The organism is Pseudoalteromonas shioyasakiensis (assembly GCF_024518675.1).
In the GTDB taxonomy this organism is placed as follows: Bacteria; Pseudomonadota; Gammaproteobacteria; order Enterobacterales; family Alteromonadaceae; genus Pseudoalteromonas; species Pseudoalteromonas shioyasakiensis_B.
On sequence record NZ_JANIGL010000004.1, the window covers coordinates 15,558 to 38,400 of the forward strand.

General features: G+C 40.6%; 21 protein-coding genes and 1 riboswitch. Of the genes, 15 read left to right on the forward strand and 6 right to left on the reverse strand.

Annotated features, from left to right (window positions below; genetic code table 11):
* Positions 1 to 229 precede the first annotated feature (229 nt).
* From NQT69_RS12840 to NQT69_RS12855, 4 genes are read left to right on the forward strand one after another with little or no spacing between them, the layout of a single operon-like run.
* On the forward strand, positions 230 to 1,234 hold the full coding sequence (locus NQT69_RS12840; RefSeq protein ID WP_256828088.1) for a Fe(3+) ABC transporter substrate-binding protein: 1,005 nt from the start codon (positions 230 to 232) through the stop codon (positions 1,232 to 1,234).
* The gene (locus NQT69_RS12845; protein WP_256828089.1) at positions 1,234 to 2,865 is read left to right on the forward strand and encodes an ABC transporter permease; all 1,632 of its coding nucleotides are present in this window, start codon (positions 1,234 to 1,236) and stop codon (positions 2,863 to 2,865) included. The genes NQT69_RS12840 and NQT69_RS12845 overlap by 1 nt, the downstream gene beginning before the upstream one ends.
* Positions 2,866 to 3,912: an ABC transporter ATP-binding protein gene (locus tag NQT69_RS12850; RefSeq protein WP_256828090.1), complete on the forward strand. Its 1,047-nt coding sequence runs from the start codon at positions 2,866 to 2,868 to the stop codon at positions 3,910 to 3,912.
* Positions 3,913 to 3,948: 36 nt separating this feature from the next.
* Positions 3,949 to 4,848, forward strand: a complete 900-nt coding sequence (locus NQT69_RS12855; RefSeq protein WP_256828091.1) for a Dyp-type peroxidase — start codon at positions 3,949 to 3,951, stop codon at positions 4,846 to 4,848.
* Here NQT69_RS12855 and argR read toward each other — a convergent pair.
* Positions 4,845 to 5,312 (reverse strand): transcriptional regulator ArgR, encoded by a 468-nt coding sequence (gene argR, locus NQT69_RS12860; RefSeq protein WP_006794541.1) that lies wholly within the window; start codon positions 5,310 to 5,312, stop codon positions 4,845 to 4,847. The genes NQT69_RS12855 and argR overlap by 4 nt on opposite strands.
* A 224-nt stretch (positions 5,313 to 5,536) precedes the next feature.
* On the opposite strand from argR, the gene mdh reads away from it, so the two are divergent.
* Complete coding sequence (gene mdh / locus NQT69_RS12865) at positions 5,537 to 6,472, forward strand: malate dehydrogenase (protein WP_256828092.1); 936 nt, start codon at positions 5,537 to 5,539, stop codon at positions 6,470 to 6,472.
* 83 nt (positions 6,473 to 6,555) lie between these two features.
* Here mdh and ispB read toward each other — a convergent pair whose 3' ends face one another.
* Positions 6,556 to 7,527, reverse strand: coding sequence for an octaprenyl diphosphate synthase (gene ispB / locus NQT69_RS12870; RefSeq protein ID WP_256828093.1), 972 nt, complete (start codon positions 7,525 to 7,527; stop codon positions 6,556 to 6,558).
* 410 nt (positions 7,528 to 7,937) lie between these two features.
* Here ispB and rplU point away from each other — a divergent pair, with 410 nt between their 5' ends.
* The 6 genes from rplU to NQT69_RS12900 all read left to right on the forward strand — a co-directional run bounded on the left by rplU (position 7,938) and on the right by NQT69_RS12900 (position 13,165).
* Positions 7,938 to 8,249 (forward strand): 50S ribosomal protein L21, encoded by a 312-nt coding sequence (rplU, locus tag NQT69_RS12875; protein WP_004587921.1) that lies wholly within the window; start codon positions 7,938 to 7,940, stop codon positions 8,247 to 8,249.
* Between the two features lie 16 nt (positions 8,250 to 8,265).
* Entirely contained in the window at positions 8,266 to 8,523 is a 258-nt protein-coding gene (gene rpmA / locus NQT69_RS12880; RefSeq protein WP_256828094.1) for a 50S ribosomal protein L27, read from the forward strand.
* 138 nt (positions 8,524 to 8,661) lie between these two features.
* A complete protein-coding gene (gene cgtA, locus NQT69_RS12885) occupies positions 8,662 to 9,816 on the forward strand; it encodes an Obg family GTPase CgtA (protein WP_256828095.1) in 1,155 nt (384 codons plus the stop codon).
* A 78-nt stretch (positions 9,817 to 9,894) separates the two neighbouring features.
* The gene (folA, locus tag NQT69_RS12890; RefSeq protein WP_256828096.1) at positions 9,895 to 10,386 is read left to right on the forward strand and encodes a type 3 dihydrofolate reductase; all 492 of its coding nucleotides are present in this window, start codon (positions 9,895 to 9,897) and stop codon (positions 10,384 to 10,386) included.
* A 79-nt stretch (positions 10,387 to 10,465) separates the two neighbouring features.
* A complete protein-coding gene (locus NQT69_RS12895) occupies positions 10,466 to 10,843 on the forward strand; it encodes a DUF3718 domain-containing protein (RefSeq protein WP_087531063.1) in 378 nt (125 codons plus the stop codon).
* 298 nt (positions 10,844 to 11,141) lie between these two features.
* Positions 11,142 to 11,295: riboswitch (cobalamin riboswitch) on the forward strand.
* 34 nt (positions 11,296 to 11,329) lie between these two features.
* Positions 11,330 to 13,165, forward strand: coding sequence for a TonB-dependent receptor domain-containing protein (locus NQT69_RS12900; RefSeq protein WP_256828097.1), 1,836 nt, complete (start codon positions 11,330 to 11,332; stop codon positions 13,163 to 13,165).
* 74 nt (positions 13,166 to 13,239) lie between these two features.
* Here NQT69_RS12900 and msrA read toward each other — a convergent pair whose 3' ends face one another.
* The 3 genes from msrA to NQT69_RS12915 form a co-directional block, all read right to left on the reverse strand.
* A complete protein-coding gene (gene msrA, locus NQT69_RS12905; protein ID WP_256828098.1) occupies positions 13,240 to 13,776 on the reverse strand; it encodes a peptide-methionine (S)-S-oxide reductase MsrA in 537 nt (178 codons plus the stop codon).
* Positions 13,777 to 13,914: 138 nt separating this feature from the next.
* On the reverse strand, positions 13,915 to 17,013 hold the full coding sequence (locus NQT69_RS12910; RefSeq protein WP_256828099.1) for an efflux RND transporter permease subunit: 3,099 nt from the start codon (positions 17,011 to 17,013) through the stop codon (positions 13,915 to 13,917).
* A gap of 3 nt (positions 17,014 to 17,016) precedes the next feature.
* Complete coding sequence (locus NQT69_RS12915) at positions 17,017 to 18,069, reverse strand: efflux RND transporter periplasmic adaptor subunit (RefSeq protein WP_256828100.1); 1,053 nt, start codon at positions 18,067 to 18,069, stop codon at positions 17,017 to 17,019.
* A 242-nt stretch (positions 18,070 to 18,311) separates the two neighbouring features.
* On the opposite strand from NQT69_RS12915, the gene NQT69_RS12920 reads away from it, so the two are divergent.
* From NQT69_RS12920 to NQT69_RS12935, 4 genes are all read left to right on the forward strand, one after another.
* Positions 18,312 to 19,019 carry a DUF2982 domain-containing protein gene (locus NQT69_RS12920; RefSeq protein ID WP_256828101.1) on the forward strand — a complete coding sequence of 236 codons (708 nt, stop codon included), beginning with the start codon at positions 18,312 to 18,314 and terminating at the stop codon, positions 19,017 to 19,019.
* A 32-nt stretch (positions 19,020 to 19,051) separates the two neighbouring features.
* Positions 19,052 to 19,384, forward strand: a complete 333-nt coding sequence (locus NQT69_RS12925; protein WP_256828102.1) for a hypothetical protein — start codon at positions 19,052 to 19,054, stop codon at positions 19,382 to 19,384.
* Positions 19,385 to 19,479: 95 nt separating this feature from the next.
* Positions 19,480 to 21,165 carry an Lcl C-terminal domain-containing protein gene (locus NQT69_RS12930; RefSeq protein ID WP_256828103.1) on the forward strand — a complete coding sequence of 562 codons (1,686 nt, stop codon included), beginning with the start codon at positions 19,480 to 19,482 and terminating at the stop codon, positions 21,163 to 21,165.
* Positions 21,162 to 21,671, forward strand: coding sequence for an Lcl C-terminal domain-containing protein (locus tag NQT69_RS12935; protein WP_256828104.1), 510 nt, complete (start codon positions 21,162 to 21,164; stop codon positions 21,669 to 21,671). The genes NQT69_RS12930 and NQT69_RS12935 overlap by 4 nt, the downstream gene beginning before the upstream one ends.
* Before the next feature lie 16 nt (positions 21,672 to 21,687).
* Here the strand turns inward: NQT69_RS12935 and NQT69_RS12940 are convergent, their stop codons facing one another.
* A complete protein-coding gene (locus NQT69_RS12940; RefSeq protein ID WP_256828105.1) occupies positions 21,688 to 22,797 on the reverse strand; it encodes a tRNA nucleotidyltransferase in 1,110 nt (369 codons plus the stop codon).
* Between the last annotated feature and the right edge of the window lie 46 nt (positions 22,798 to 22,843).

Here is a 22,843-nt window from a genome sequence, read left to right on the forward strand (position 1 = left end):
ACAAAATTAAAGGTGAATAGTATAAGTTATTTAAATGTGTTAATAATCAAGTTTTTAAGTTGTTTTTGTGTGTTTTCTCTTGGTTTTTTTACTCATTAACTACCAGTACCGTGAGAGATATCTCACACATAACTTCCAGTTATCACTTTGGCTTAGATAATGGGTGCACTTTTAATAGGGAAAAGGTATTATTTGGTGATAATAATTACTATTTAGATGAATAATACTTATGAAAAAAACATTCGCGATTTTGCTTGGACTTACAGTTACAGCTCCTGCTCTAGCTGATGATGCCGTTAATATCTATTCTTTTCGTCAATCGTTTTTAATTCAACCTATTTTGGATGACTTCACTGCGCAAACGGGGATAAAAACCAATGTGGTATTCGCTAAAAAAGGGTTGATCGAGCGAGTTAAGCGTGAAGGCAAACATAGCCAAGCAGATTTAGTACTAACATCAAATTTTAGTGATTTAGTTCAGCTTGATGAACTTGGCTTAACCCAAGCCATTAACAGTGAAACGGTTGATAGTAATGTGCCGGCTAAATTTCGCGACGAGCAAGGTCAGTGGATTGCTCTGACTAAACGGGTGCGTAATGTTTACTCATCTAAAGAGCAAATTGGCGCATTAGCGCATTTAAACTATGAAGAATTAGCTGATCCTAAATATAAGGGGAAGCTGTGCACTCGCTCAGGTAAACATCCGTATAATTTGGGGTTGGTGGCTTCAATGATAGCGCATCATGGTGAAGTTAAAACTAAGCAATGGCTTGAGGGAGTAAAGGCTAATCTTGCACGTAAACCACAAGGCAATGATCGTGCTCAAGTAAAAGCAGTTAAAGAAGGATTATGCGATTTAGCGTTAGGCAATAGTTATTACTTTGGTAAAATGATCCAAGATCCAGCACAAAAACCATGGGCAGATGCGGTAAATATTAACTTTCCAAACCAAGATAATAGAGGGTCTCATATAAATGTTTCGGGTGTCGTTATTACCAAATACGCTAAAAACCCTGAAAATGCCTTGAAACTGATTGAGTATATGACCGACAATAAGGCACAAAACATGTATGCCTCGGTTAATATGGAATACCCGGTTAAACCAGGTGTGGAATTATCAAGCTTAGTCGCATCTTGGGGTAACTTTAAGGAAGATAGCTTACCACTTGATGAGATCAGCAAATATCGTCCATTAGCGCTTAAGTTGATTGATGAGGTGAAGTTCGACCTTTAATGAGTTTTAATTTTTCGCTGTCTCAATGGCAGCTTTTTGCATGGGTTATTGGCATCACGCTTGTAACCCCATTATGCTTTTTACTTTTCGAGTCGCTGCAAGGCGATTCTGACGTTTTTAGCCACCTTTGGAGTACGGTGTTGTGGGACTACACTCGCAATACATTGTTACTTATTTTGGGTGTATGCGCAGTAAGTTGTACCATTGCGCTGCCATTGGCTTGGCTCACGGCCTATTGCGATTTTCCAGGCCGTAAGCACTTTGAATGGGCATTAATGCTACCCCTTGCCATGCCAACCTATATCATTGCTTATGTTTACACGGACTTATTTGATTACGCAGGACCCATACAAATAGCACTGCGAAATTGGTTTGGTTGGCAATCCCCTGATGATTATTGGTTTTTTGATATGCGCACATTAGAGGGAGCAATTATGATGATTGCATTGGTGCTTTACCCCTACCTCTATTTAATATTTAAAACTGCATTGCGAGAGCAGTCATTTAAATTGGTACAGGCCAGTCAGATTATGGGGTTAACACCTATACAAAGCTTTTATCGGGTAAGTTTACCCCTTGCACGAGGTGCAATTGTGGCAGGGCTTACCTTAATTAGCATGGAGACAATGGCTGACTTTGCTACAGTAAATTACTTTGCAGTAAGTACGTTAACAACGGCTGTTTATGATACTTGGTTGGGTTATTACTCATTAACCGCAGCCGCAAAAATATCAGGCATTATGTTATTCATACTGTTTTTAGTTTTAACCATTGAGCGCTTTAGTCGCCGCAAGCAAGCTGTATTTGAACGTCAATCAGGTATAAACAGTGAGACACTTTATGTCTTAAAAGGTAAATCTGCATGGTGGGCAACCTCGTTTTGTTGCGCTGTATTATTTTTTGCCTTTGTTTTGCCCGTTGCAGTGTTATTAAAATATGCTATCGCTTATGCCGCGCAAGCATGGAATGATGCGTTCTTTTTATATGCTTGGCAGAGCTTTAAAGTGGCGGGGTTGGTATCTGTGGTCACGGTTATTTTAAGTTTACTTATAGTGTTTTATCAACGTATTGGCAAACAACAATATTTGCTTGTACCAGGGCGTTTAGCAAGTACAGGTTATGCTTTACCTGGAACTGTTTTAGCAATTGCAGTTTTATTGCCTTTAACCGTGCTTGATGATCGGCTCAATGCTTTGTTAGAGCCACTTGAAATTGCACCCGGTTTACTTTTCAGTGGTACGTTATTTGCCATAATCTTTGCTTATGTTGTGCGTTTTTATGCTATTGCTCATGGTGCCATCGAAGCCAGTTTTATGCGAATTAGTCCTTCTTTGGATATGGCTAGTCAATCTATGGGTAAAAGCCATGGGCAAACGTTACGCAAAGTACATATTCCTTTATTACGTCGGGGTATTTTAACCGCAGGCCTATTGGTGTTTATTGAGTGTATGAAAGAGTTACCGGCAGCTTTACTGCTTAGGCCATTCAATTTTGAAACCCTTGCAACTCATGTATTTCAATATGTGAGTGATGAGCAGTTAGAGCTGGCTTCTATCTCCGCGCTTGCTATTGTTGTCGTTGGCTTAGTGCCTTTATATTTTGTTAATCGCTCAATGGAGCAGCGCAGTTAAATGAGTAGCTTAGTCTTAGATAATTTATCTTATCAATATAATGAAACCGCGGTGATTGAAGGGTTAAACTTAACGGTCGAAAACGACGAAATAGTGTGTTTACTTGGTGCCAGTGGCTGCGGTAAAACAACCACTTTAAAAGCTATCGCAGGAATTATTACCGCGCAGCAAGGCAAAGTTTATATTAACGCTAAACTTGTCTCTGGTGCTGGATTATTTGTGGCACCGGAGCATCGTAATATAGGTATGATGTTTCAAGACTATGCGCTGTTTCCGCATTTAACAGTTGCTGACAATATCGCTTTTGGTTTAACTAATATGACTAGAGCCCAAAAGCAGCTGCGTGTGGAGGAAATGTTAGGATTAGTGCAACTCGAAGGGTGTGCAAAGCGTTTCCCTCACCAGTTATCTGGAGGTCAACAGCAACGTGTAGCGATTGCCAGAGCATTGGCTTATAAACCAAGTTTATTATTACTTGATGAGCCTTTTTCGAATATTGATACTCAAGTACGTTTTGAATTGATTGCAGATATTCGTCGTATTATCAAAAGTCAGCAGGTCTCTGCTGTGTTTGTTACCCACTCTAAAGAAGAAGCGTTTGCATTTTCTGATACACTTGCGGTCATGCATCGCGGAAAAATTGCTCAGCAAGGCACTCCAGAGCAGCTTTTTACTGCACCAAACTCAAAGGTAGTTGCAGAATTTCTAGGTCAGGGCATATACTTAAGCGCAGAAGTATTAACAGCAACTGAATACTCAACGCGCTTTGGTTTGGTAACATCGTTGATTGCTAATCGCCATAACTCAGCGCAGGGGCAGTTATATGTTCGCTCACACCATCTTGTTTTAACTGCAGCGTCAGAGCAAAGTGAACAAACAGTTAAGGTATTAAATCGGCGCTTTATTGGCACAAGCTATGTTTATAAAGTGATGATAGATGGGCAAGAAGTTGAAGTTGCTGCCGAGCTAGCGCAGTCATTTAATTTAAATGAGCTAGTGACTATAAAAATAAAACCACACACGGTAAATTTTTTCGCTGATAAATAATTAAAGCTGTGTCCAAATTAGAGTTAAGGATCTTCCATGGCGCAAGCGCAATCAGGGATTTGTGCTGAAGCAAACTTACACGGTTTGCATTTGTTTTTTAATGTATTTGATGGTCATGATGAGTCATTACGCAAAAAATTAAAGCGGGTTAGTGCGATTCAAGATGAGTTTGCTGATCAGTTTTCTGAGTCAATGCTATCTAGCTTTGTTGCAGTAGGTGCTCAGTATTGGCCCCATATATTGCCTGAGTTTATCCCTAGCCAGCTACAAAGCTTTCCTAATATCACCCATAATGATCATGTTATGGGGGCTCAACCTTTTGATTTATTCGTGCAAATACGCTCTGACAGGGAAGATGTTAACCACCTTTTTGCATTGCAAATATTGCAGTTGTTCGCGCCCGATGTTGAACTGGTAGAGCAAATAAGAAACTTTCGATTTTTAGATGGCCGCGATTTTAATGGCTTTATCCTAGGTGGTAATACCCCCCATGGCCGACAAAAAAGGGTCACAGCGCTGGTCAATAATCCCAGTCACTTTGAAGATCAGGGCAGCTATATCCATGTTCAGCGTTATAAGCACGATTTAAGTGTGTGGCAGCATTTATCGCTACAAGAGCAAGAGCAAATTATGGGGCGAAGTCGTTTGGATAATAACTTACTGGAGCCAAGTGTTGATACTAGCCATGCCACGCGCACTGAACTTAAAGATGAGCAAGGCCAACCGTTACTACTAAGCCAAAGTATGCCCTATGGTGATGTTTACGAACAAGGGGTGTTATCTATTTGCTGTGCAGCACAAGGTAATGCATTCGAAAAAGTATTAAAAAGTCGGTTAGGGCAGGGCGATTGTTACGACCATTGGCTTGATTTTACTCAAGCTGATATGGGCTCTGCTTTTTTCGCCCCATCAATTAACTTTTTAAAACAGCTCTAAACTGTATCAAATAAGATTCGAACGCGTTCTAAGGTTACGTCTATTTCAGAAATCTTAGCTGGAGCAATAAAAATGGTATCGTCACCGGCAATAGTCCCCAGTACGCCATCGGCTTTACCTAAAGAATCTAACAAACGAGCAATTAACTGCGCGGCTCCAGGGCTGGTACGAATAATGATCATCATTTCATTGTGCATTATGTCAATAACCAACTGGCGCAGTGGGCTTTTAGCGGTTGGTACGCCCATTTCTGCAGGTAAGCAGTAAACCATTTCTTGTTTGGCGTTACGGGTTCGTACTGCACCAAATTTACTTAACATGCGAGAGACTTTACTTTGGCTGATATTATCAAAGCCTTGCTCTTTTAGGGCATCAACAATCTCGCCTTGAGAGCCAAAATTTTCTTCTTTTAAAAGTGACTTAAAGGCTTTAACTAGCGCTTCTTGTTTATCTTGTGGTTGCATGTAATTTTTCTGCTTTGTTATTGGATGACCTAAATTCTACACAAAAATGAATATTTATGCAGTAGTTGTTTAGCTTAGCTTACTCTTCGAACCTGGAATATGACTAAATTTACAACTATGGTCGAAATTATATGCAAAATAAGCAGGATAAATTTGTCTTTAGGCGCTAATTTCTTTATCTTAGTGCCACAAATATTTTCTACCTTAAATTACGGAGAATTCCAATGAAAGTTGCTGTATTAGGTGCTGCAGGCGGTATCGGTCAAGCGTTGTCTTTATTATTAAAAACAGGTTTACCAGCTGGTTCTGAATTATCACTTTATGATGTTGCACCCGTTGTTCCTGGTGTTGCTGTTGATCTTTCTCACATCCCAACAGATGTTAAAGTAACTGGTTTTGGTGCTGATGCACTTGATCAAGCGCTAACAGGTTGTGATATCGTACTTATCCCTGCAGGCATGCCGCGTAAGCCGGGTATGGACCGTGCAGATTTATTCAACGTAAATGCTGGTATCATCAAAACATTAGCTGAAGGAATCGTTGCTAACTGTCCTAAAGCATTAGTAGGTATTATCACTAATCCAGTTAATGGAACTGTGCCAATCGTTGCTGAAGTATTCAAAAAAGCGGGTACTTATGATGCTAACCGTGTTTTCGGTATTACTACACTTGATGTAATTCGTTCTGAAGCATTTGTTGCTGAGCTTAAAGGTGTTGATGTTGCTACTGTTAAAGTACCAGTCATTGGTGGTCACTCAGGTACAACTATTCTGCCACTACTTTCTCAAGTTGAAGGTGTTACTTTCACTGATGAAGAAGTTGCAGCACTTACTCCACGTATCCAAAATGCAGGTACTGAAGTAGTAAACGCTAAAGCGGGTGGCGGTTCAGCTACATTATCTATGGGTGCAGCTGCAGCTCGTTTTTGTATGTCTTTAGTTAAAGGCCTACAAGGTGAAGAAGTTGTAGACTACGCATATGTTGCAGTTGAAGGTGGCGATGCAGAATACTTTGCACACCCAGTACGTTTAGGTAAAAATGGCGTAGAAGAAATTCTTTCTTACGGCGAGTTAAGTGCGTTTGAGCAGCAAGCTAAAAACGATATGCTAGATACGCTAAAAAAAGACATCCAAGAAGGTGTTGATTTCATCAACGCATAATCTTGTTATTATTGCCAAGTGATTGGCGATAATAAAAAAGCCTGCAATTGCAGGCTTTTTTTATGCTCGAAGTTATCGTTAGTTTAATGGCTGCGGTCAACTGCAATACGGGCTAGGCTTATTAATGCTTCTCTATAAGGCGAATCAGCCAGTACTGATAAGCAGGCGATAGCTTTATCTGCTTCTTCATCTGCTTTACTCATGGTAAATTCTAGCGCGTTAGTTTCACGCAAAGCACTTAAAATCGCGTCTAAGTGATCCATGCCATTGCTATGCTCTATTGCATCTCGAATGAGCTGAACTTGCTCTGCATTACCTTGTTGCATTGCATATATAAGTGGCAGCGTCGGTTTGCCTTCCGCTAAATCATCACCAATATTTTTACCTAGCTGCTCAGCATCTGCATTATAATCGAGTACATCATCAACTAATTGAAATGCTGTGCCTAAGTGCATTCCATAAAGGTTCAGTGCTCTAAGTGTTGCCTCGTCTTGCTCTGTAATAACGGCGGCAAGCCCTGTAGCTGCTTCAAATAGTTTAGCTGTTTTAGAGTAGATGACCTGCATATAGCTGTCTTCAGTGGTATCGGGGTCGTTACAATTCATTAATTGCAAGACTTCACCTTCAGCAATGACATTGGTTGCATCAGCTAATATTTGCATGACCTGCATTTTACCAATGCCCACCATTAGCTGAAAAGAGCGTGTATAAATAAAGTCACCCACAAGCACGCTTGCAGCATTACCAAACTCAGCATTTGCAGTTGGCGTACCTCTGCGTAAGTTGGATTCATCTACAACGTCATCATGTAATAAAGTTGCGGTATGAATAAACTCAACGATAGTTGCTAAGGTAATGTGGTCATTGCCTTTATAGCCTAGTGCTTTTGCCGCCAAAATAGCCAACATAGGACGAACACGCTTGCCGCCACTGTTAACTATATATAAGCCTAGTTGATTAACTAAAGCCACATCAGACTGCATTTGTGCGTGTATAAGTTGGTTGACGTCATTCATATCGTTTTCGATTAACGCCTGGATAGCTTTTATATCCATTGATCTCCGAGCCAATTTTAATGGGTATACGCTGCAGATTGTACAACAAAAAACGCGCTCACTCGATATTTTGTGACAATTCGCTGAAAAAATAGGTTTAAAGTACTTATTTAATCCGTTTCCCCACAGATAAGTTAAATATAGTGGTAATTCACATGGTTACTTTTTATTCTTTAAAGCCGCTTCAGTCTTGATGTAATTTATTTGTCATCTTGAACTAAAAAGCGCTTGGCATACCGGTAATTTAATATAAAATAGGGGAAAATATTGAATTGCTCTCAATGCAGCTATTTTTTATTCATTTAATTAAAAAACAGGCTTGCTAGTTTTTATGCATTAGCGTAAACTTCGCGCCCTATTGAAGAATATTTTAGTTGCGTCGATTTGAGGGCGCACAGACGGAGTTAATTATGTACGCGGTTTTCCAAAGTGGTGGTAAACAGCACCGTGTGACTGAAGGTCAAACAATTCGTCTTGAGAAATTAGACGTTGAAACTGGTGCAGCAGTTGAATTTGATTCAGTACTTTTAGTTGCTGATGGTGAGAAAATCGAGATCGGTGTACCGTTCGTAAACGGTGGTAAAGTAACAGCTGAGGTTGTTTCACATGGTCGCGGTGAGAAGATTAAGGTTGTTAAATTTAGACGCCGTAAGCATTCTCGTAAGCAAATGGGCCATCGTCAATGGTTCACAGAAGTTAAAATCACTGGCATTAGCGCTTAATTAGAGGTACTTAGAAATGGCACATAAAAAAGCAGCTGGTAGTACTCGTAACGGTCGCGATTCAGAAAGCAAACGCCTAGGTGTTAAGCGTTTTGGTGGCGAATCAGTTCTAGCGGGTAGCATCATTGTACGTCAACGTGGTACTCGTTTCCACGCTGGCACAAACGTAGGTATCGGTAAAGACCACACTATCTTCGCAAAAGCAGATGGTAAAGTTCAGTTTGAACAAAAAGGTCCATTAAACCGTAAATACGTAAGCATCGTATCTGAGTAATCAGAGCCGGTTCTTAAAAAACCCCGCTTTTGCGGGGTTTTTTGTTTTAAGCCTTAAGAATATATACCCAAGCCTGCAATTAAGTTGGCTTGGGTATATAATAGTGTTATTAACAAGCCAATCCTAAAGTGAGTAATCATGAAGTTTGTAGATGAAGTAGAAATTCGCGCAGAAGCTGGTGACGGTGGCAGTGGTATCGTGTCTTTCCGTCGTGAAAAGTATGTCCCTGACGGTGGCCCTGATGGTGGCGATGGCGGCGATGGTGGCAGTGTTTATCTACAAGCAGATGAAAACTTAAATACCTTAATCGATTATCAGTTTGAGCGTTTTCACCGTGCTGAGCGCGGGACTAATGGTCAAAGCCGTAACTGTACTGGTAAAAAAGGGGATGACCTTTTTATCAAAGTTCCTGTGGGGACACGAGTAACTGACGTTGAGACTCAAGAGTCCTTGGGTGATCTAACACAAAATGGCCAGCGCTTGGTTGTGGCTAAAGGTGGTTTTCATGGCTTAGGAAACGCACGCTTTAAATCAAGCACTAACCGTGCACCACGACAGAAGACATTAGGCACTCCTGGTGAAGTACGTATGCTCAAGCTTGAGTTAATGCTACTTGCTGATGTGGGCTTGCTTGGTTTACCAAACGCGGGTAAATCAACATTTATTCGCAGTGTCTCAGCGGCAAAGCCAAAAGTAGCTGATTACCCATTCACGACGCTTATTCCTAATCTAGGGGTCGTGCGTCCGGACGCAAATAAATCGTTTGTAATTGCCGATATCCCAGGTCTAATTGAGGGTGCATCGGACGGCGCTGGTTTAGGTATCCGCTTCTTAAAGCATTTAGAACGTTGTCGCGTGTTATTGCATATTATTGATATTATGCCAGTCGATGGTTCTAACCCTGTTGATAACGCATTTGCTATTATTAATGAATTGCATCAATACAGCCCCAAACTTGCTGAGAAGCCTCGTTGGTTGGTGTTTAATAAGATTGACCTACTGCCAGAAGACGAAGCAAAAGTTCTGTGTGAGCAAATTGCTGAAGAGTTAGGTGAAGAAACGAATATTTACCGTATTTCAGCGGCGAATAAGCAAAATACGCAAGCCTTATGTCATGATATAATGGCATTGCTTGATACTATGCCTAAAGAAAAGTTCGAACCAATTGAAGACGAAGAAGTTGAATTTAAATGGGATACTTACCATAAAGATGCAACTAAAAATAGTGATGATGATGATTGGGAAGACTGGGACGAAGATGACTACGATGTCGAAGTCGTCTACGAACGCTAGTCGTAGTGCATGGATTTATTTGAAAAGGAGCTGACGCTCCTTTTTTCTTGTTTAGCAATAAAGTATTAGGTGATTAATGTGAAAATTTCAATGATTGCGGCAATGGCTAACAATCGCATTATTGGTCAAGACAATAAAATGCCGTGGCATCTACCTGCTGATTTACAACACTTTAAGCGTGTGACAATGAGTAAGCCGGTGATTATGGGTCGTAAAACATTTGAGTCGATAGGGCGTCCTTTACCAGGTAGAAAAAATATTATTATCAGTCGCAATGCACATTACAGTGCAGAGGGGATAGAAGTCGTCACCTCGCCAGAAGAGGCATTATTACTGGTGAAAGGCTGTGAAGAAGTAATGATTATCGGCGGTGGTAATATTTATCAACAGTTTTTAAATCAAGCCAATACCCTTTATTTAACCTTTATAGATTTAGCCGTAGAAGGCGATACGCAGTTCCCTGATTATGAAAAAGTTGCTAACTGGCAGCTAGTAGAAGAGCAAAGTTATCAGCCCGATGAGAAAAATTTACATCAGTATAAATTCGTAACCTTGGATAAAGTTGAGTAACATTATTGCGCTTAAACTTATAGGTTGGTACAATAATAACCAACAAGCATAGGTAAAAAGTATTACTCAAGGGTGTCCAATGGTTAAATTATCTACATTACTAGTTGTTACTGCTGTTATTTCTGGTTCGGTTGCATTTTCAGCACCGGTTAAAGCTGATGATCAGTTAGCTGTATCAATCTGTGAGTATATTGCTGCCGACGATAAAAATCGTCTTCGTAGTAAATTAAAGAGCTCACGTGTAAAAATCCGTAATATCTACGATGCGGTACTTTGTAACGGTAACAATTTATTACGCCATGCAATTGCTAGTAATGCAGTTGATGCGGGTGAGTATGTAGTTAAAAACCTATCTAAAAGCTCATTATCAGATGGTGCCGATATTGCTTGGGCTGAGTCAAATGGTCATGGTGGCTCTGCACTTATTCCAGTAATTAAAGATCGCGCTGGTTTATAAGCTAAATAAATTCAATAAACAAACCGCACTTGTGCGGTTTTTGTTTTTAGTATTAAAAGATAATAATCATCTCGAATTAGTTGTTTAAAAGTAAAGTCACGCTAATCTTTTTCGCCAACTCGCCAACTCGCCAACTCGCCAACTCGCCAACTCGCCAACTCGCACTCTTTATAAGAAATAGCCCAACTCGCACTTTTGAAGAGATAGGCCAATTAGCTTTAGATGTATAGCCGTCCATTGACTTTCAGCGTTAAAATAATCACAATAACGACCTATTTTTAAGGTGCCTGCTAAATACACCAAGTATAGATTTCAAGGTAATGAAATTTAAAGCAGGATAATCGGGAAGTTGGTGCATGGTCATGATGAGCATAATCCCAACACTGCCCCCGCAACGGTAATGTACTGATCAAGTACAGAGTCCGGAGACCGGCCTTGATACAAATTTACTATTGCTTGTGCGGTGGGCACGGGTCAGGGGATATCATGCTAAAAAAATCTACTCTAGGCGTAGCTGTCACTGCTGCGTTATCTTTTTCTGCGTCTGCAGAGCAACCAATTGAACGCATTACAGTTACCGCAAATAAATTTGAGCAATCAATTAATGATGTGCTTGCTAGTGTTGCTGTTATTGAGCGCAGTGAAATTGAGGCAAGTAATGTACGCGATTTACCTAGTTTACTTGCAACGCAAGTTGGTTTTCAGGTTAACGCTAATGGAGGCTTTGGGCAAAACTCCGGTGTATCGTTGCGAGGCTCAAGTTCACGTCATACACTCATCTTAGTTGATGGTATCCGCACTGGTTCTGCAACGTTAGGTTATAAGTCAATTGGTAACATCCCCCTTAATTCTATTGAACGCATTGAAATTATTAAAGGCTCGCGTGCTGCAGTGTATGGTTCTGATGCATTAGCTGGTGTGATTAATATTATTACTCGACAATCTCAAGCCCTAATATTTGACGCTACTTTTGGTTCTGATACATATCAAAACTACCAAGTTGCTGGCACAACAGTTATTGATGCCGTTACAGCCTCATTTAATGCTGGAATTGAAAAAACAGATGGGTTTGATGTGTTGCAAGGTGTAGCGCCTGACGAAGACGGTTATGAAAATAAAAATATAGGTTTTAACATTGGATATGTAAATGAATCAATGGGCGAACTAATTGCACGGGGCCAATATAGTGAAGGTTATGCGCAATATGATAGTGCGTATTCACCTGTAGACAGTACTGTCGAAAATAATGACTTTGAAAATTACCAGTTAGGGCTTGGTTGGAAAAAATCTTTTGGGCAACACTCTCATTCAATTGATATTGCTTTAGCTAACGATGGCTCTGATAACTCTCGTGTAGACTATACTGGGGCGACAGTTATAGATGCTTTTGAAACTAAACGTCAGCAAGTTGATTACAATGGTTTGTATTCAATTAATGATGAGTTTGATGTTTCTGGTGGGGTGAATTGGTATAAAGATGATATCTCAGGAACTTCGGGTGATTACAGTAAAGATAGTCGTGAAGTGTTCGCAGGCTTTGTTGGCGCTTACTACGATAATGAGAAGGTATTAGGTAATATAGCACTACGTTATGATGACGATCAGTATTTTGGCGACGAAACCACTTACACCATTGCAGCGGGATATCGATTACACAAAAACGCAACGGTTAGAGTAAGCCAGAGCTCTGGTTTTAAAGCCCCAACATTCAATGATTTATATTACCCACTTTCGGGGAATCCGAATCTAGTTCCTGAAACTTCGGTTAATCAGGAACTTGGATTAAACCTTAGCTTTAGCCAAGCAACCGTTAGCGTCTCCATTTTTAGAAATGATATTGAAAATCTAATTGCTTGGGCACCTAATGCCGCTGGTAATTGGCAGCCTACCAATATTAACGAGGCACGCAATGAAGGTGTGGAATTTAGTTTTTCAAATCAATTATTTGGCTTTGACAACCAACTTAATTTTACATATTTAGATGCAGAAAACACTGAAACAGGGGTTGCACAAACTTATGTATCCCCACGAACTATTAATTGGTCGGTTGCTAAACAGTGGGATAACTTTGATGCTGGCTTCAATATGCAGTACCGTAGTGATCGTCAAGGTAAAGTGACGAAACTGAGCTCATATACGCTATGGAATCTGACCGCAAACTACCAGCTAAATGACTCTTTGTCATTCTCTGCACGTGTTGAAAATTTATTTGATAAGCAATATAACGCCGTTGATTCAAGCATGGATTATACTACCGGTGAGGTATTTTATTATAACACGGCAGATCGCCGCTTTTTTGTTGGTGCAAGCTATCAGTTCTAATTGCCTAATTAGCGTATTTAAATGAAAAGCCCGCGATGGTATGCCATCGCGGGCTTTTCATTATTTAAACTATCTTAGTTTTTTAAATATAGCTTAAAATCTTTTTCAAAACGCTGTAATTTGGGGGCTATTAATATGCTGCAATAACCTTGTTCGGGGTTTTGCTCATAGTAGTCTTGGTGATATTGCTCAGCAGGGTAGTAAGTGGTCGCAGGGCTCACTTCTGTTACTATTTTCTCACGTATCTGACTTTGTAGCTTGGTAATATAATCCATGGTTTGGGTGTGTTGCTCATCATTGTGATAATACACAACGCTGCGGTATTGGGTGCCAATATCGTTACCTTGGCGGTTTAATTGCGTTGCATCATGCAAGGTGAAAAACATAGCTAATAAGCGCTCATAGCTTATCTGGCTGCGATCAAACTCAATATTGACTACTTCTGCGTGGCCTGTCAGCCCTGTACATATCTGCTGGTAGGTTGGATTATCAGTTTCGCCCCCTGTGTAGCCAGAGCTTACGTGGGTAACACCTTCTACACGCCTAAATGCAGCATCAATACACCAAAAACAGCCACCACCAAAGGTTGCAGTGTCAATTGTTTTACTCATAGATGTCCTTCAAAAAACTTAAATTACGCAGATGCTCTAGCCTAGCAGAAGAACGGCTAAGAGGGGGTTTTATTTCCTGAATCAGGGGGAGGAAAAGGGGCAAGCGCTGCTGCTTAGTGCAACAGCGCTATAAGTTACTTAAAGCTCTTTTAGTGGTTTTTCAGCTGCTTGTTGGTTGAGCTTTTGCTGTAAAAACTCAGGAGATTGTGTATTACGTGCAAGGGCATAGTATGCTGCAGGTACTACAAACAAAGTGAGTAGCGTCGCAACTATAACGCCAGTAAATACGACAACACCGATTACCATACGGCTTTCAGCGCCTGGACCTGAGGCAAGCACTAATGGTACAGCACTCATCACCGTGGTTAATGAGGTCATAATAATAGGGCGCAGACGTTGTGTCGCGGCTTGTAATATTGCCTCGCTAAACTCGACTCCTTTATCACGCAGCTGATTGGTGAATTCAACAATCAAAATACCATTTTTAGCACTTAAACCAATGAGCATAACAATGCCTATTTGGCTGTAAATATTAAGTGTGAGTCCAGTTGCCCAAAGGCCAAACATCGCTCCCATTAAGCCAAGAGGCACTGTTAGCATGATCACAAATGGGTGCATAAAGCTTTCAAATTGAGCGGCTAATACTAAGAAGGTAACGGTTAGGGCTAAAATAAATACATAAGTCATTGCTGAAGCACCTTCGTAAAATAACTGAGATTCACCTTTGTAATCAATAGCGCCATCTATATCATTTTCTTCCGCTGCTACTTGATTTAAAAAGTTAAGTGCTTGTTCAAGCGTATAGCCATCAGCAAGGTTTGCGCTGAGCGTTATTGCACGCATACGGTTATAACGATTTAGGCGAGATGCTGTCGCTTCTTCTTTTAAGCTGATCAAGCTATCCAATGGTACTAATTCACCACTACGAGATTTTAAGTAGATATTTGAAATGTCGGTTGGATCTGTAAAGTCAGCTTTGGTTCCTTTTAATATTACGTCGTACTCTTCACCACGGTCGATAAAGGTAGTAACACGGCGTTGTCCGAGCATTGTTTCAAGGGTACGGCCAACATCAGACACCGATACACCTAAATCTGCAGCTTTATTTTTATCGATACTGATTAAAAATTGTGGAAAGGTTTCTTTATAGTCGTGATCGATACGTACTAACCCCGGGTTTTTCTCAGCGCGTTCAATAATACGGTCACGCCAATCAGCAAGTTGAGCGTAGTCGTTACCTTGTAAAACAAATTCAATGGGGCGAGAAGAGCCACCGCCACCAATCCCGCGACGCATGATAGCAAAAGCGCGGACATCAGTTACTTCAGTCATTTTACCGCTGATTTCATCCATTACTTCCCAAGTTGAACGTTTACGTTCATCCCAGTCTGCCATGCCGACAATCGCAACACCACCACTGCCACCCCAACCTGGAACACGTATGAGTACTCTGCTCAGTTCACCTGATTCCGAATAAGGCATTAAGCGTTCTTCAATTTTGGCCATATTAGCGGCGTTGTTTTCATAGCTCGCGCCTTCAGGTGGGCTCATCATTATAAAGAATGTGCCACGGTCCTCTTTAGGTGTCAGCTCAGAAGGGATTTGCTGGAACAACAAGTAGCTAACAAAGCCTGCGAGCAATAAGGTTAGGGTTAGGCCACCTGTGCGGCTAACATTTGAACGCAGTGAGTTTTGGTAACCTTGCTCTATTTTACTAAATAAGCGGTCCATTCCTTGGTTAAATTTACTTGGCTTATCTGAATGCTTTAATACTTTTGAGCATAATGCAGGGGAAAGCGTTAAGGCGGTAATGCTAGAGAAGAATACGGCAGCACTTACAGCCATGGCAAACTCGGTAAATAACGCACCGATACGGCCATCCATAAATACCAATGGGACGAATACAGAAATCAAAACTAAGGTCGTGGCAATGATAGCAAAGCCAACTTCACGAGCACCTCGATAGGCCGCCAGCAAAGGGGGCTCACCGAGCTCTATGCGACGGTGAATGTTTTCCAGCATCACAATAGCATCATCAACCACCAAACCAATCGCTAATACAAGCGCTAATAAAGTCAGTAGGTTAATTGAGTAGCCCATAGCAAGTAAAAACATAAAACTACCAACGAGTGCAACCGGTACGGTGACAGCAGGGATTAAAGTAGCGCGTATATTACCTAAGAAGATGAAGATGATGAGTACCACAAGGCCCATTGAAATTGCCAGTGTGTTATAAACTTCATTGATTGACTCTTTAATAAAAATTGACGAGTCATAGCTGTCTTGAATAGTTGTGCCTTCAGGTAGGTTTCGTTTTATTTTTTCAAGTTCAGCGCGAGCATTGTCAACCACAGTTAGGGTATTGGCTTTCGCTTGTTTTACAATGCCAAGCCCAATCATATTGCGGCCATTACCGCGGAATAAGCTTTCGTCATCGGCAGCTTCTAAATGCACATCAGCCACTTCACCTAATCGCACTAAGTATCCATCATCCCCACGTTTAATAACGAGGTTTTGAAAATCACGTTGATCTTTATAACTACGTGCGGTTCGCACGGTAAAATCACGATCGATTGACTCTATTTCACCCGCAGGGAGTTCAACATTCTCTGTACGTAGGGTATTTTCAATATCGCTTGAGGTTATGCCACGAGCCGCCATTGCTTGGCGATTAAGCCATATTTTCATGGCGTATTTACGCTCACCACCGACTCGTACGTTTGAGACACCATCAACAACGGCTAAACGATCGACAATAAAGCGTTGTGCATAATCTGATAGCTGTAAAGAATCCATGGTGTCGCTGTTTAATACAAACCATGCAATTGGGCTTTCATCGCTGTTTGATTTCGATACCTCAGGTGGGCGAACTTGCTCAGGTAAGCTATCTAGCGCACGTGCTACACGCTCACGTACATCGTTTGAAGCGGCATCAATATCACGGCTAATGTTAAACTCAATAGTGATATTAGAACGGCCGTTTCGACTTGATGAGTTTATGCTTTTTATGCCTTCAATCCCCGAGATTCGATTTTCTAATACTTGGGTTATTTTTGTTTCTATAATCTCAGCTGAAGCACCTGTGTAGTCAGTGCTTACACTTACTATTGGGGACTCTATATCTGGGTATTCACGTAGTGGTAGCATGGAAAATGCAACCAAGCCGAAGGTAAGTAATAATAAGTTTATTACAATCGCAAAAACGGGGCGTTTGACACTGGTATCAGTTATTTTCACAGTTTACCCCTTTACTGTTACTTTGCTGCCAGAACGAATTTTAATAATCCCTTCAGTGACAACTTGTTGACCATTATTGATCCCTTGATCAATTGCTACCCAGCCGTTATGGCGTCCTGCAACATGCACTTCGACTTTGGTTGCTACGCCGTCTTCAATTTGAAACACGTAATGTTTATCTTGTTGTGGGATCACCGCTTTTTCAGGCACCATCATTGCTTGATTAGAGCTAAGCTGCAACGCGGTGTTAAGTAGCATTCCAGGGCGCAAAAGGCCTGATTTATTTGAAAAGCTAGCGGTTACTTCAACACTGCGAGTAACGGCATCTATTCGCGCGCTAACATGAGTTACTTTGCCGGTAAATGTCTTCTCAGGGTAGGCATCATTTTGCGTCATTACTTTCATACCTACGCTTAATTGCGCAAGGTATTTTTCAGGTACTTTAAAGTCAACTTTGATAATACTAATATCATCTAAGCTGGTAATGATTGTGCTATTGCTAACGTAAGCACCAATGGATATTTGACGTTTACCTAAAATGCCTGAAAAAGGCGCTGTTATTGTCATTTCAGCTAGCTTAGTTTTAGCATTTTCAAGTTGCGCTTGTGTTGCGTCAACACGTGAAAGTTGTTCTTCCAATAATGATTTTGCGGTTGCTTGAGAGCGTGATAGTTCAGTTAAGCGCTCTAGTTGGCGTTTTTCTTCACGTAAATTAATAGCCAGCTCTTCAACGGTTAGTTGCTCTTGTTGAGATTGTAGTTGTACTAGCTTTTGACCCTTACTCACTAAGTCGCCATCATTAAAGAAAATGTCAGTCACATAGTCACTTTGCGCGCTTTTTATATATATCGCTTGATTCGCGCGAGCGCTGCCTATAGCCTCGATAAGTACAGCATTTTCTTCACTGGTAACAGTGTGAGCTGTTACTTGCGTTGCTTCAGGCGTAAAAGCTGATTGCTCGCCTTGACTACTGGGTAAATAAAGATAAACACATAACCCTAAGAGTAGGGTGATAATAAATGGAAATAGCGCCTTGCCTGATTGCTTTGAATACATCTGAGTTATACCGGAAGATTAATTACGTATAGTGTACAAAATAACCGACTAAAAAGACTGTCGCGTATCTCATAAATTTGTCGGTTAGCCGTAAATGTGGCTGTTCTTGATTGTTTGTCCCTGTTTTGCAAAGAGAAAAAGTAGTATGAAGTTTAAAACACAATGCCCGCACTGTATGAAAATTCGTAAACTGATATTATGGGCTATAATAATGTTTGTTTTTTATATGGTTTTTTATCGACATGGTTGAACAGTCAAATACGCTGCTAAAACTCAGAGCACAAGGAGCCTCGAACGGTATAGAAATCTTACTTGTGGGCGCATTTGGACTGGTTTTTATTATGCTGTTCAATGTGCTTAGGCCGGGTAGTATAAGTATTATTGAAATTTTTTTAGTCAGTTTATGTTTGGTGGCTATTTTTGTCGGATTTTTGAAGACACAAGAGCCATTTTATAGTTTAATTATTACTGAACAACAGCTTACCTATCAACATAAGTACGGAGTTTGGTCGTTAAATAGAGCAAACTTACACCATTGTGGTATACCTAAAGTGGAACAGGGGCTGGACTATCTTGAGCTTAATGCGGTTGGTATTAAGCTCAATGATAGTGATGAATTTTTAATGCAAATTTCGGCCCGTTTGGCAGGTAAATTACTGATTGAACAGCGACATTTTTTTATGCAGGTTGTTCAAAAACATTGCAAAAATGGTAATTGCCCATCAGAATGGTTAGTAGAGGATAATTATTATATCTCTATAAGCGGTCGTAACTTTAATGGATTAATTGCAATGTTCGCGAATCGAATGCGTCATTTGCAGCAATTAACAGGGTACGACTTGCTACTGCCAGCGAGTGTATTAGATAGAAATATTTGGGATTTTAGTCACCGTTTAAATCGCTGGCGACAAAACCCAGAGCAGTTTATTCAATCTCAAATAAAAGGCTAAAACGCCTAAGTAGACGTTAGTAGGGTGATGTGATGAGTCAAGAAAGATCATTTATTAAAAGTGGACGTAATACAATTATCCACAAAGAAAAGAAACTCGATTTAGTGATCGTTAACTCTGAAATTCACCCCAAAATTAAAGTAACCCAAAATGGTTTAGAGCCATTTAAAGAAGATTTGCCAAGAAATCGTCGTGAAGCAAAAGAACGTTATCTAGAAATGGTATATATAGATTCAGTTGATGTGTTCGGTGAAGAAAAACGACTGTTGTTTATTCAGGCTTTAGATGGCAAAGAATATAAAGTAGACTATAGCAAAGTGGGTACTAAGCTTTTTGTACGCATACACCAAGATAGCTACCTATAATATTACTCTACTATTAAAAGTGGCATTGTTGTTGCTTGGTTTATAGGTTATACAGTAGCCATGCTACTTAATCTATAAATATGAGGACGCAGTGCATGAAAATGCTTTTCGTTATATTTCCCGTTGTTTCTTTATTGAGTGCCTGTGGTGGCTCAGGCGGCGGTAATGAAAACCCTGATATTGGAGCGTCAGTTAATGCAGGCGCTGACCAACAAATCATTGAAAAAAGTGAATTCACTATTAGTGCGTTAGGTTCGCCTGCTGACGGGACATTTACCTGGCAGCGAGTAAGTGGCCCAAGTATTGACGGTTTACCTGCCGACGGGGCGGAACAAACATTGACTGCTCCTGATATTAAAGCAGACACTGAACTTGTATTACGTGTTAACTATCAGACCGCTGATGGTGATTTAGTCAGCGATGATTTAGTTATTGAGCTTGCGTCAAATAATCAACTACCTGAAGCGATAGTAACACAAACTGCGCCTACTGAATTACCATCAGATTATAATGATACCATCACACTTAGCGCTCAATCATCGATAGATCCTGATGAAAACGGGGCAATTAATAGCTATAGTTGGTTACAGTTATCTGGGCAGACCATGGCCGTAGATAGTAACAATAATGACACCATCAGTTTTACTCACCCTTTACTTGATGTAAATACCACCTTGGTTTGGCAATTAACCGTTGTTGATGATGAAGGCGGAGAAGATAGTACCCAGTATACGCATATCCTTAATAAAACAGATGAAGTTGTTATTGCAAATGCAGGCGCTGATCAAACCGTTATTGAAGTGGATCAGGTTACTTTAGATGCGACTGCAAGTGAAACAGTGACCGATACCTATTCATGTTATTGGCAGCAATTAACAGGGAATGTAAGCTTAAGCTTAGCTAATCAACAGCAATGTATAGTTTCTTTCACTGCACCGAATACTGACGCAATCAATACGCTGACTTTTGAAGTTACAGTGACTGATAGTAAAGGACGTACAGATACTGACTCTGTAAATATCACCGTTGAGTCTAAGCCGTTAGGCTTTATTAACGATTCAGGTATGGATAAATGCTATAACAATACTCAAGAAGTTGCATGTACAAGTCCAGACTTCCCACGTCAAGATGCGGCTGTTGGTCGTGATCGTGTGGTCACTACACATATAGATAAAGTAGGGGCTGGTGAGCATGCATTCGATTTCACCAAGCTTAATGAGTTTGCTGATGAACTACCAGATAACGACACCGATTTTAGCTGTATCCGCGATAATGTCACAGGTTTAATATGGGAAGTTAAAGCGCAAAATACAGGGACGGTGCCAAATACTCAATTACGCGAAGGTCAAAATCATTATACTTGGTACTTGAGTAGTGATAACGGTGTACAAACAGGTAGTAGCTTAGGTGCGGCTAATAGTACTTGCCCTAGTAGTTCAAACTGCGGTTTACAAGCTTATGTTGATGCTGTTAACGGTCTAGATTATTGTGGCGGTACTAACTGGCGCGTACCAACGTATAACGAGTTAATGACCTTATTAGACTATAGCAAGCAAGGGCAGTCATTGCTCACAGATGAAAATTATTTTCCAAATACACCTAGTCAAAATATTTTTACTAAGGCACCTTACTTACCTTACTGGACATCTCAAACCGCAGCCGATGGTACGAGCTTGTCACAAGCCTATATTATCGACATGAGTAATGGTAACGATTTAGCTTATCCGAAAAGTAACACTGCATTTGTACGGTTAGTTAGAACCGCGGGGACTGCACAATGAAAGCCATTTTAATATCAACCTTGTTATTTTCATCCACAGCAGTCGTAGCGCAAACTTGCTATGATTCGATTAGCGAAACCACACCAAGTACGCGTTTTACGCTAAATACAGATGGGACCGTCAGTGATAGTGTTACGGGATTAATGTGGCAAACATGTAGTTACGGACAAAGCTTTGATGCTGATACTGTTAGCTGCACCAACAGCGCAATTAAAACGACTTGGCAAGAAGCACTTAGAGCATCAGTTAATGATCGCACAGGTAATTATGATGATTGGCAAGTGCCAAACATTAAAGAGCTCGCTAGTATTTTAGAGCACCAGTGTGTAACACCAAGTATTAATGAAGAGGTTTTTATTGGCAGTCAAAACGACAACTATTGGACGAATACATCAGCAGTAGCCGATCCAAGTTTTGCATGGGTGTATACCTTTGATAGAGGCCTTAACAGTTTACATGCTAAAGCCTCAAACGTTTACCTGCGTTTTGTACGCTATGAAGAATAGTTAGCCAGCATTTAAGTTAAGTAAAATATTGTTGCAATACTTCTAACCGCGCATTTTCTAGCGCGGTTTTTATCTGTGCGCCTTTGATACCTTGGGCAATAAATTGCTGTGGGTTGATCGTTTTGGCTGCATCGGTCGCTTTTATTAACTTTTGCTTATTATTGAAAATGCCACAGTTAGCAATCTCTAACGCTAAAAGTAACCCTGTAAATCGTTCTGGACGACGCCACAAATCAAGTTGATTACAACAAGTAAGTAATTGCTCAGCGCTGAGTGTTTTGCTCGTTAAAGTTGCTTGATGGGCGTTGAGTTGTAATGCCAAATCGCGAACATCATTGGGTAAGCGAATCGATTCGCTAATGGCTTTTATGTCATTGGCAGTTACTGAGCTGGTGGCTTGTGCAAACAACAGTGCTTTATCTGTTATTTCTTGGCTTTGCGCATATGCATATCGATCGTTTAATTGTTGGTATAGTTCATTGTTCCAGTTCTTTGCCAAGGCGGGGCTAATTGCGTTTAGAGCCCCCAATTGCGCGAGAATATTTAAAAACTCTGCAAATGCGCCATCATCGAGTGATTTTTCACACTCAAGCCAAATACGCTCTGCGGTCAATGTATTTAGTTCGCCACGGTTGATCATTTGAGTTAATAATTGCTGAGTTTCATTGGCAATGCTAAAGCCTAAATAATGGTAACGAGCGCCAAACCGTGCAACTCGTAAGATACGTAGCGGGTCTTCACTAAATGCTTCGGATACATGACGAAGAATACGATTAGCTAAATCTTGTTGTCCGCCGTAAGGGTCAATTAATGTACCATCATCAGCTTTTGCTATAGCATTAACAGTTAAATCACGGCGGCGTAGGTCATCTTCTAATGTTACGTTGGCAGAAAACTCACAAACAAAACCAGTATAGCCTTGGCCTTGCTTGCGTTCAGTGCGGGCGAGGGCATACTCGTCTTTACTTTTTGGATGTAAAAATACCGGGAAGTCTTTTCCTACTTGCTGGTAGCCTAATTGTAAAAGTTGCTCAGGGGTTGCACCAACAACAACATAATCACGTTCTTTAATTTTACGTCCAAGAAGCTCATCTCGTACTGCGCCACCAACTAAATAAACTTGCATAACTCACCTAGAAATTAACTGTTCAGGTTATTTTACGATATTTAAC

What these genes read in the sequence shown, in the direction of transcription:
- NQT69_RS12840 (WP_256828088.1), top strand. Translation starts at nt 230, where the DNA reads ATGAAAAAAACATTCGCGATTTTGCTTGGACTTACAGTTACAGCTCCT.
- NQT69_RS12845 (WP_256828089.1), top strand. Translation starts at nt 1,234, where the DNA reads ATGAGTTTTAATTTTTCGCTGTCTCAATGGCAGCTTTTTGCATGGGTT.
- NQT69_RS12850 (WP_256828090.1), top strand. Translation starts at nt 2,866, where the DNA reads ATGAGTAGCTTAGTCTTAGATAATTTATCTTATCAATATAATGAAACC.
- NQT69_RS12855 (WP_256828091.1), top strand. Translation starts at nt 3,949, where the DNA reads ATGGCGCAAGCGCAATCAGGGATTTGTGCTGAAGCAAACTTACACGGT.
- argR (WP_006794541.1), bottom strand. Translation starts at nt 5,312, where the DNA reads ATGCAACCACAAGATAAACAAGAAGCGCTAGTTAAAGCCTTTAAGTCA.
- mdh (WP_256828092.1), top strand. Translation starts at nt 5,537, where the DNA reads ATGAAAGTTGCTGTATTAGGTGCTGCAGGCGGTATCGGTCAAGCGTTG.
- ispB (WP_256828093.1), bottom strand. Translation starts at nt 7,527, where the DNA reads ATGGATATAAAAGCTATCCAGGCGTTAATCGAAAACGATATGAATGAC.
- rplU (WP_004587921.1), top strand. Translation starts at nt 7,938, where the DNA reads ATGTACGCGGTTTTCCAAAGTGGTGGTAAACAGCACCGTGTGACTGAA.
- rpmA (WP_256828094.1), top strand. Translation starts at nt 8,266, where the DNA reads ATGGCACATAAAAAAGCAGCTGGTAGTACTCGTAACGGTCGCGATTCA.
- cgtA (WP_256828095.1), top strand. Translation starts at nt 8,662, where the DNA reads ATGAAGTTTGTAGATGAAGTAGAAATTCGCGCAGAAGCTGGTGACGGT.
- NQT69_RS12895 (WP_087531063.1), top strand. Translation starts at nt 10,466, where the DNA reads ATGGTTAAATTATCTACATTACTAGTTGTTACTGCTGTTATTTCTGGT.
- NQT69_RS12900 (WP_256828097.1), top strand. Translation starts at nt 11,330, where the DNA reads ATGCTAAAAAAATCTACTCTAGGCGTAGCTGTCACTGCTGCGTTATCT.
- msrA (WP_256828098.1), bottom strand. Translation starts at nt 13,776, where the DNA reads ATGAGTAAAACAATTGACACTGCAACCTTTGGTGGTGGCTGTTTTTGG.
- NQT69_RS12915 (WP_256828100.1), bottom strand. Translation starts at nt 18,069, where the DNA reads ATGTATTCAAAGCAATCAGGCAAGGCGCTATTTCCATTTATTATCACC.
- NQT69_RS12920 (WP_256828101.1), top strand. Translation starts at nt 18,312, where the DNA reads ATGGTTGAACAGTCAAATACGCTGCTAAAACTCAGAGCACAAGGAGCC.
- NQT69_RS12925 (WP_256828102.1), top strand. Translation starts at nt 19,052, where the DNA reads ATGAGTCAAGAAAGATCATTTATTAAAAGTGGACGTAATACAATTATC.
- NQT69_RS12930 (WP_256828103.1), top strand. Translation starts at nt 19,480, where the DNA reads ATGAAAATGCTTTTCGTTATATTTCCCGTTGTTTCTTTATTGAGTGCC.
- NQT69_RS12935 (WP_256828104.1), top strand. Translation starts at nt 21,162, where the DNA reads ATGAAAGCCATTTTAATATCAACCTTGTTATTTTCATCCACAGCAGTC.
- NQT69_RS12940 (WP_256828105.1), bottom strand. Translation starts at nt 22,797, where the DNA reads ATGCAAGTTTATTTAGTTGGTGGCGCAGTACGAGATGAGCTTCTTGGA.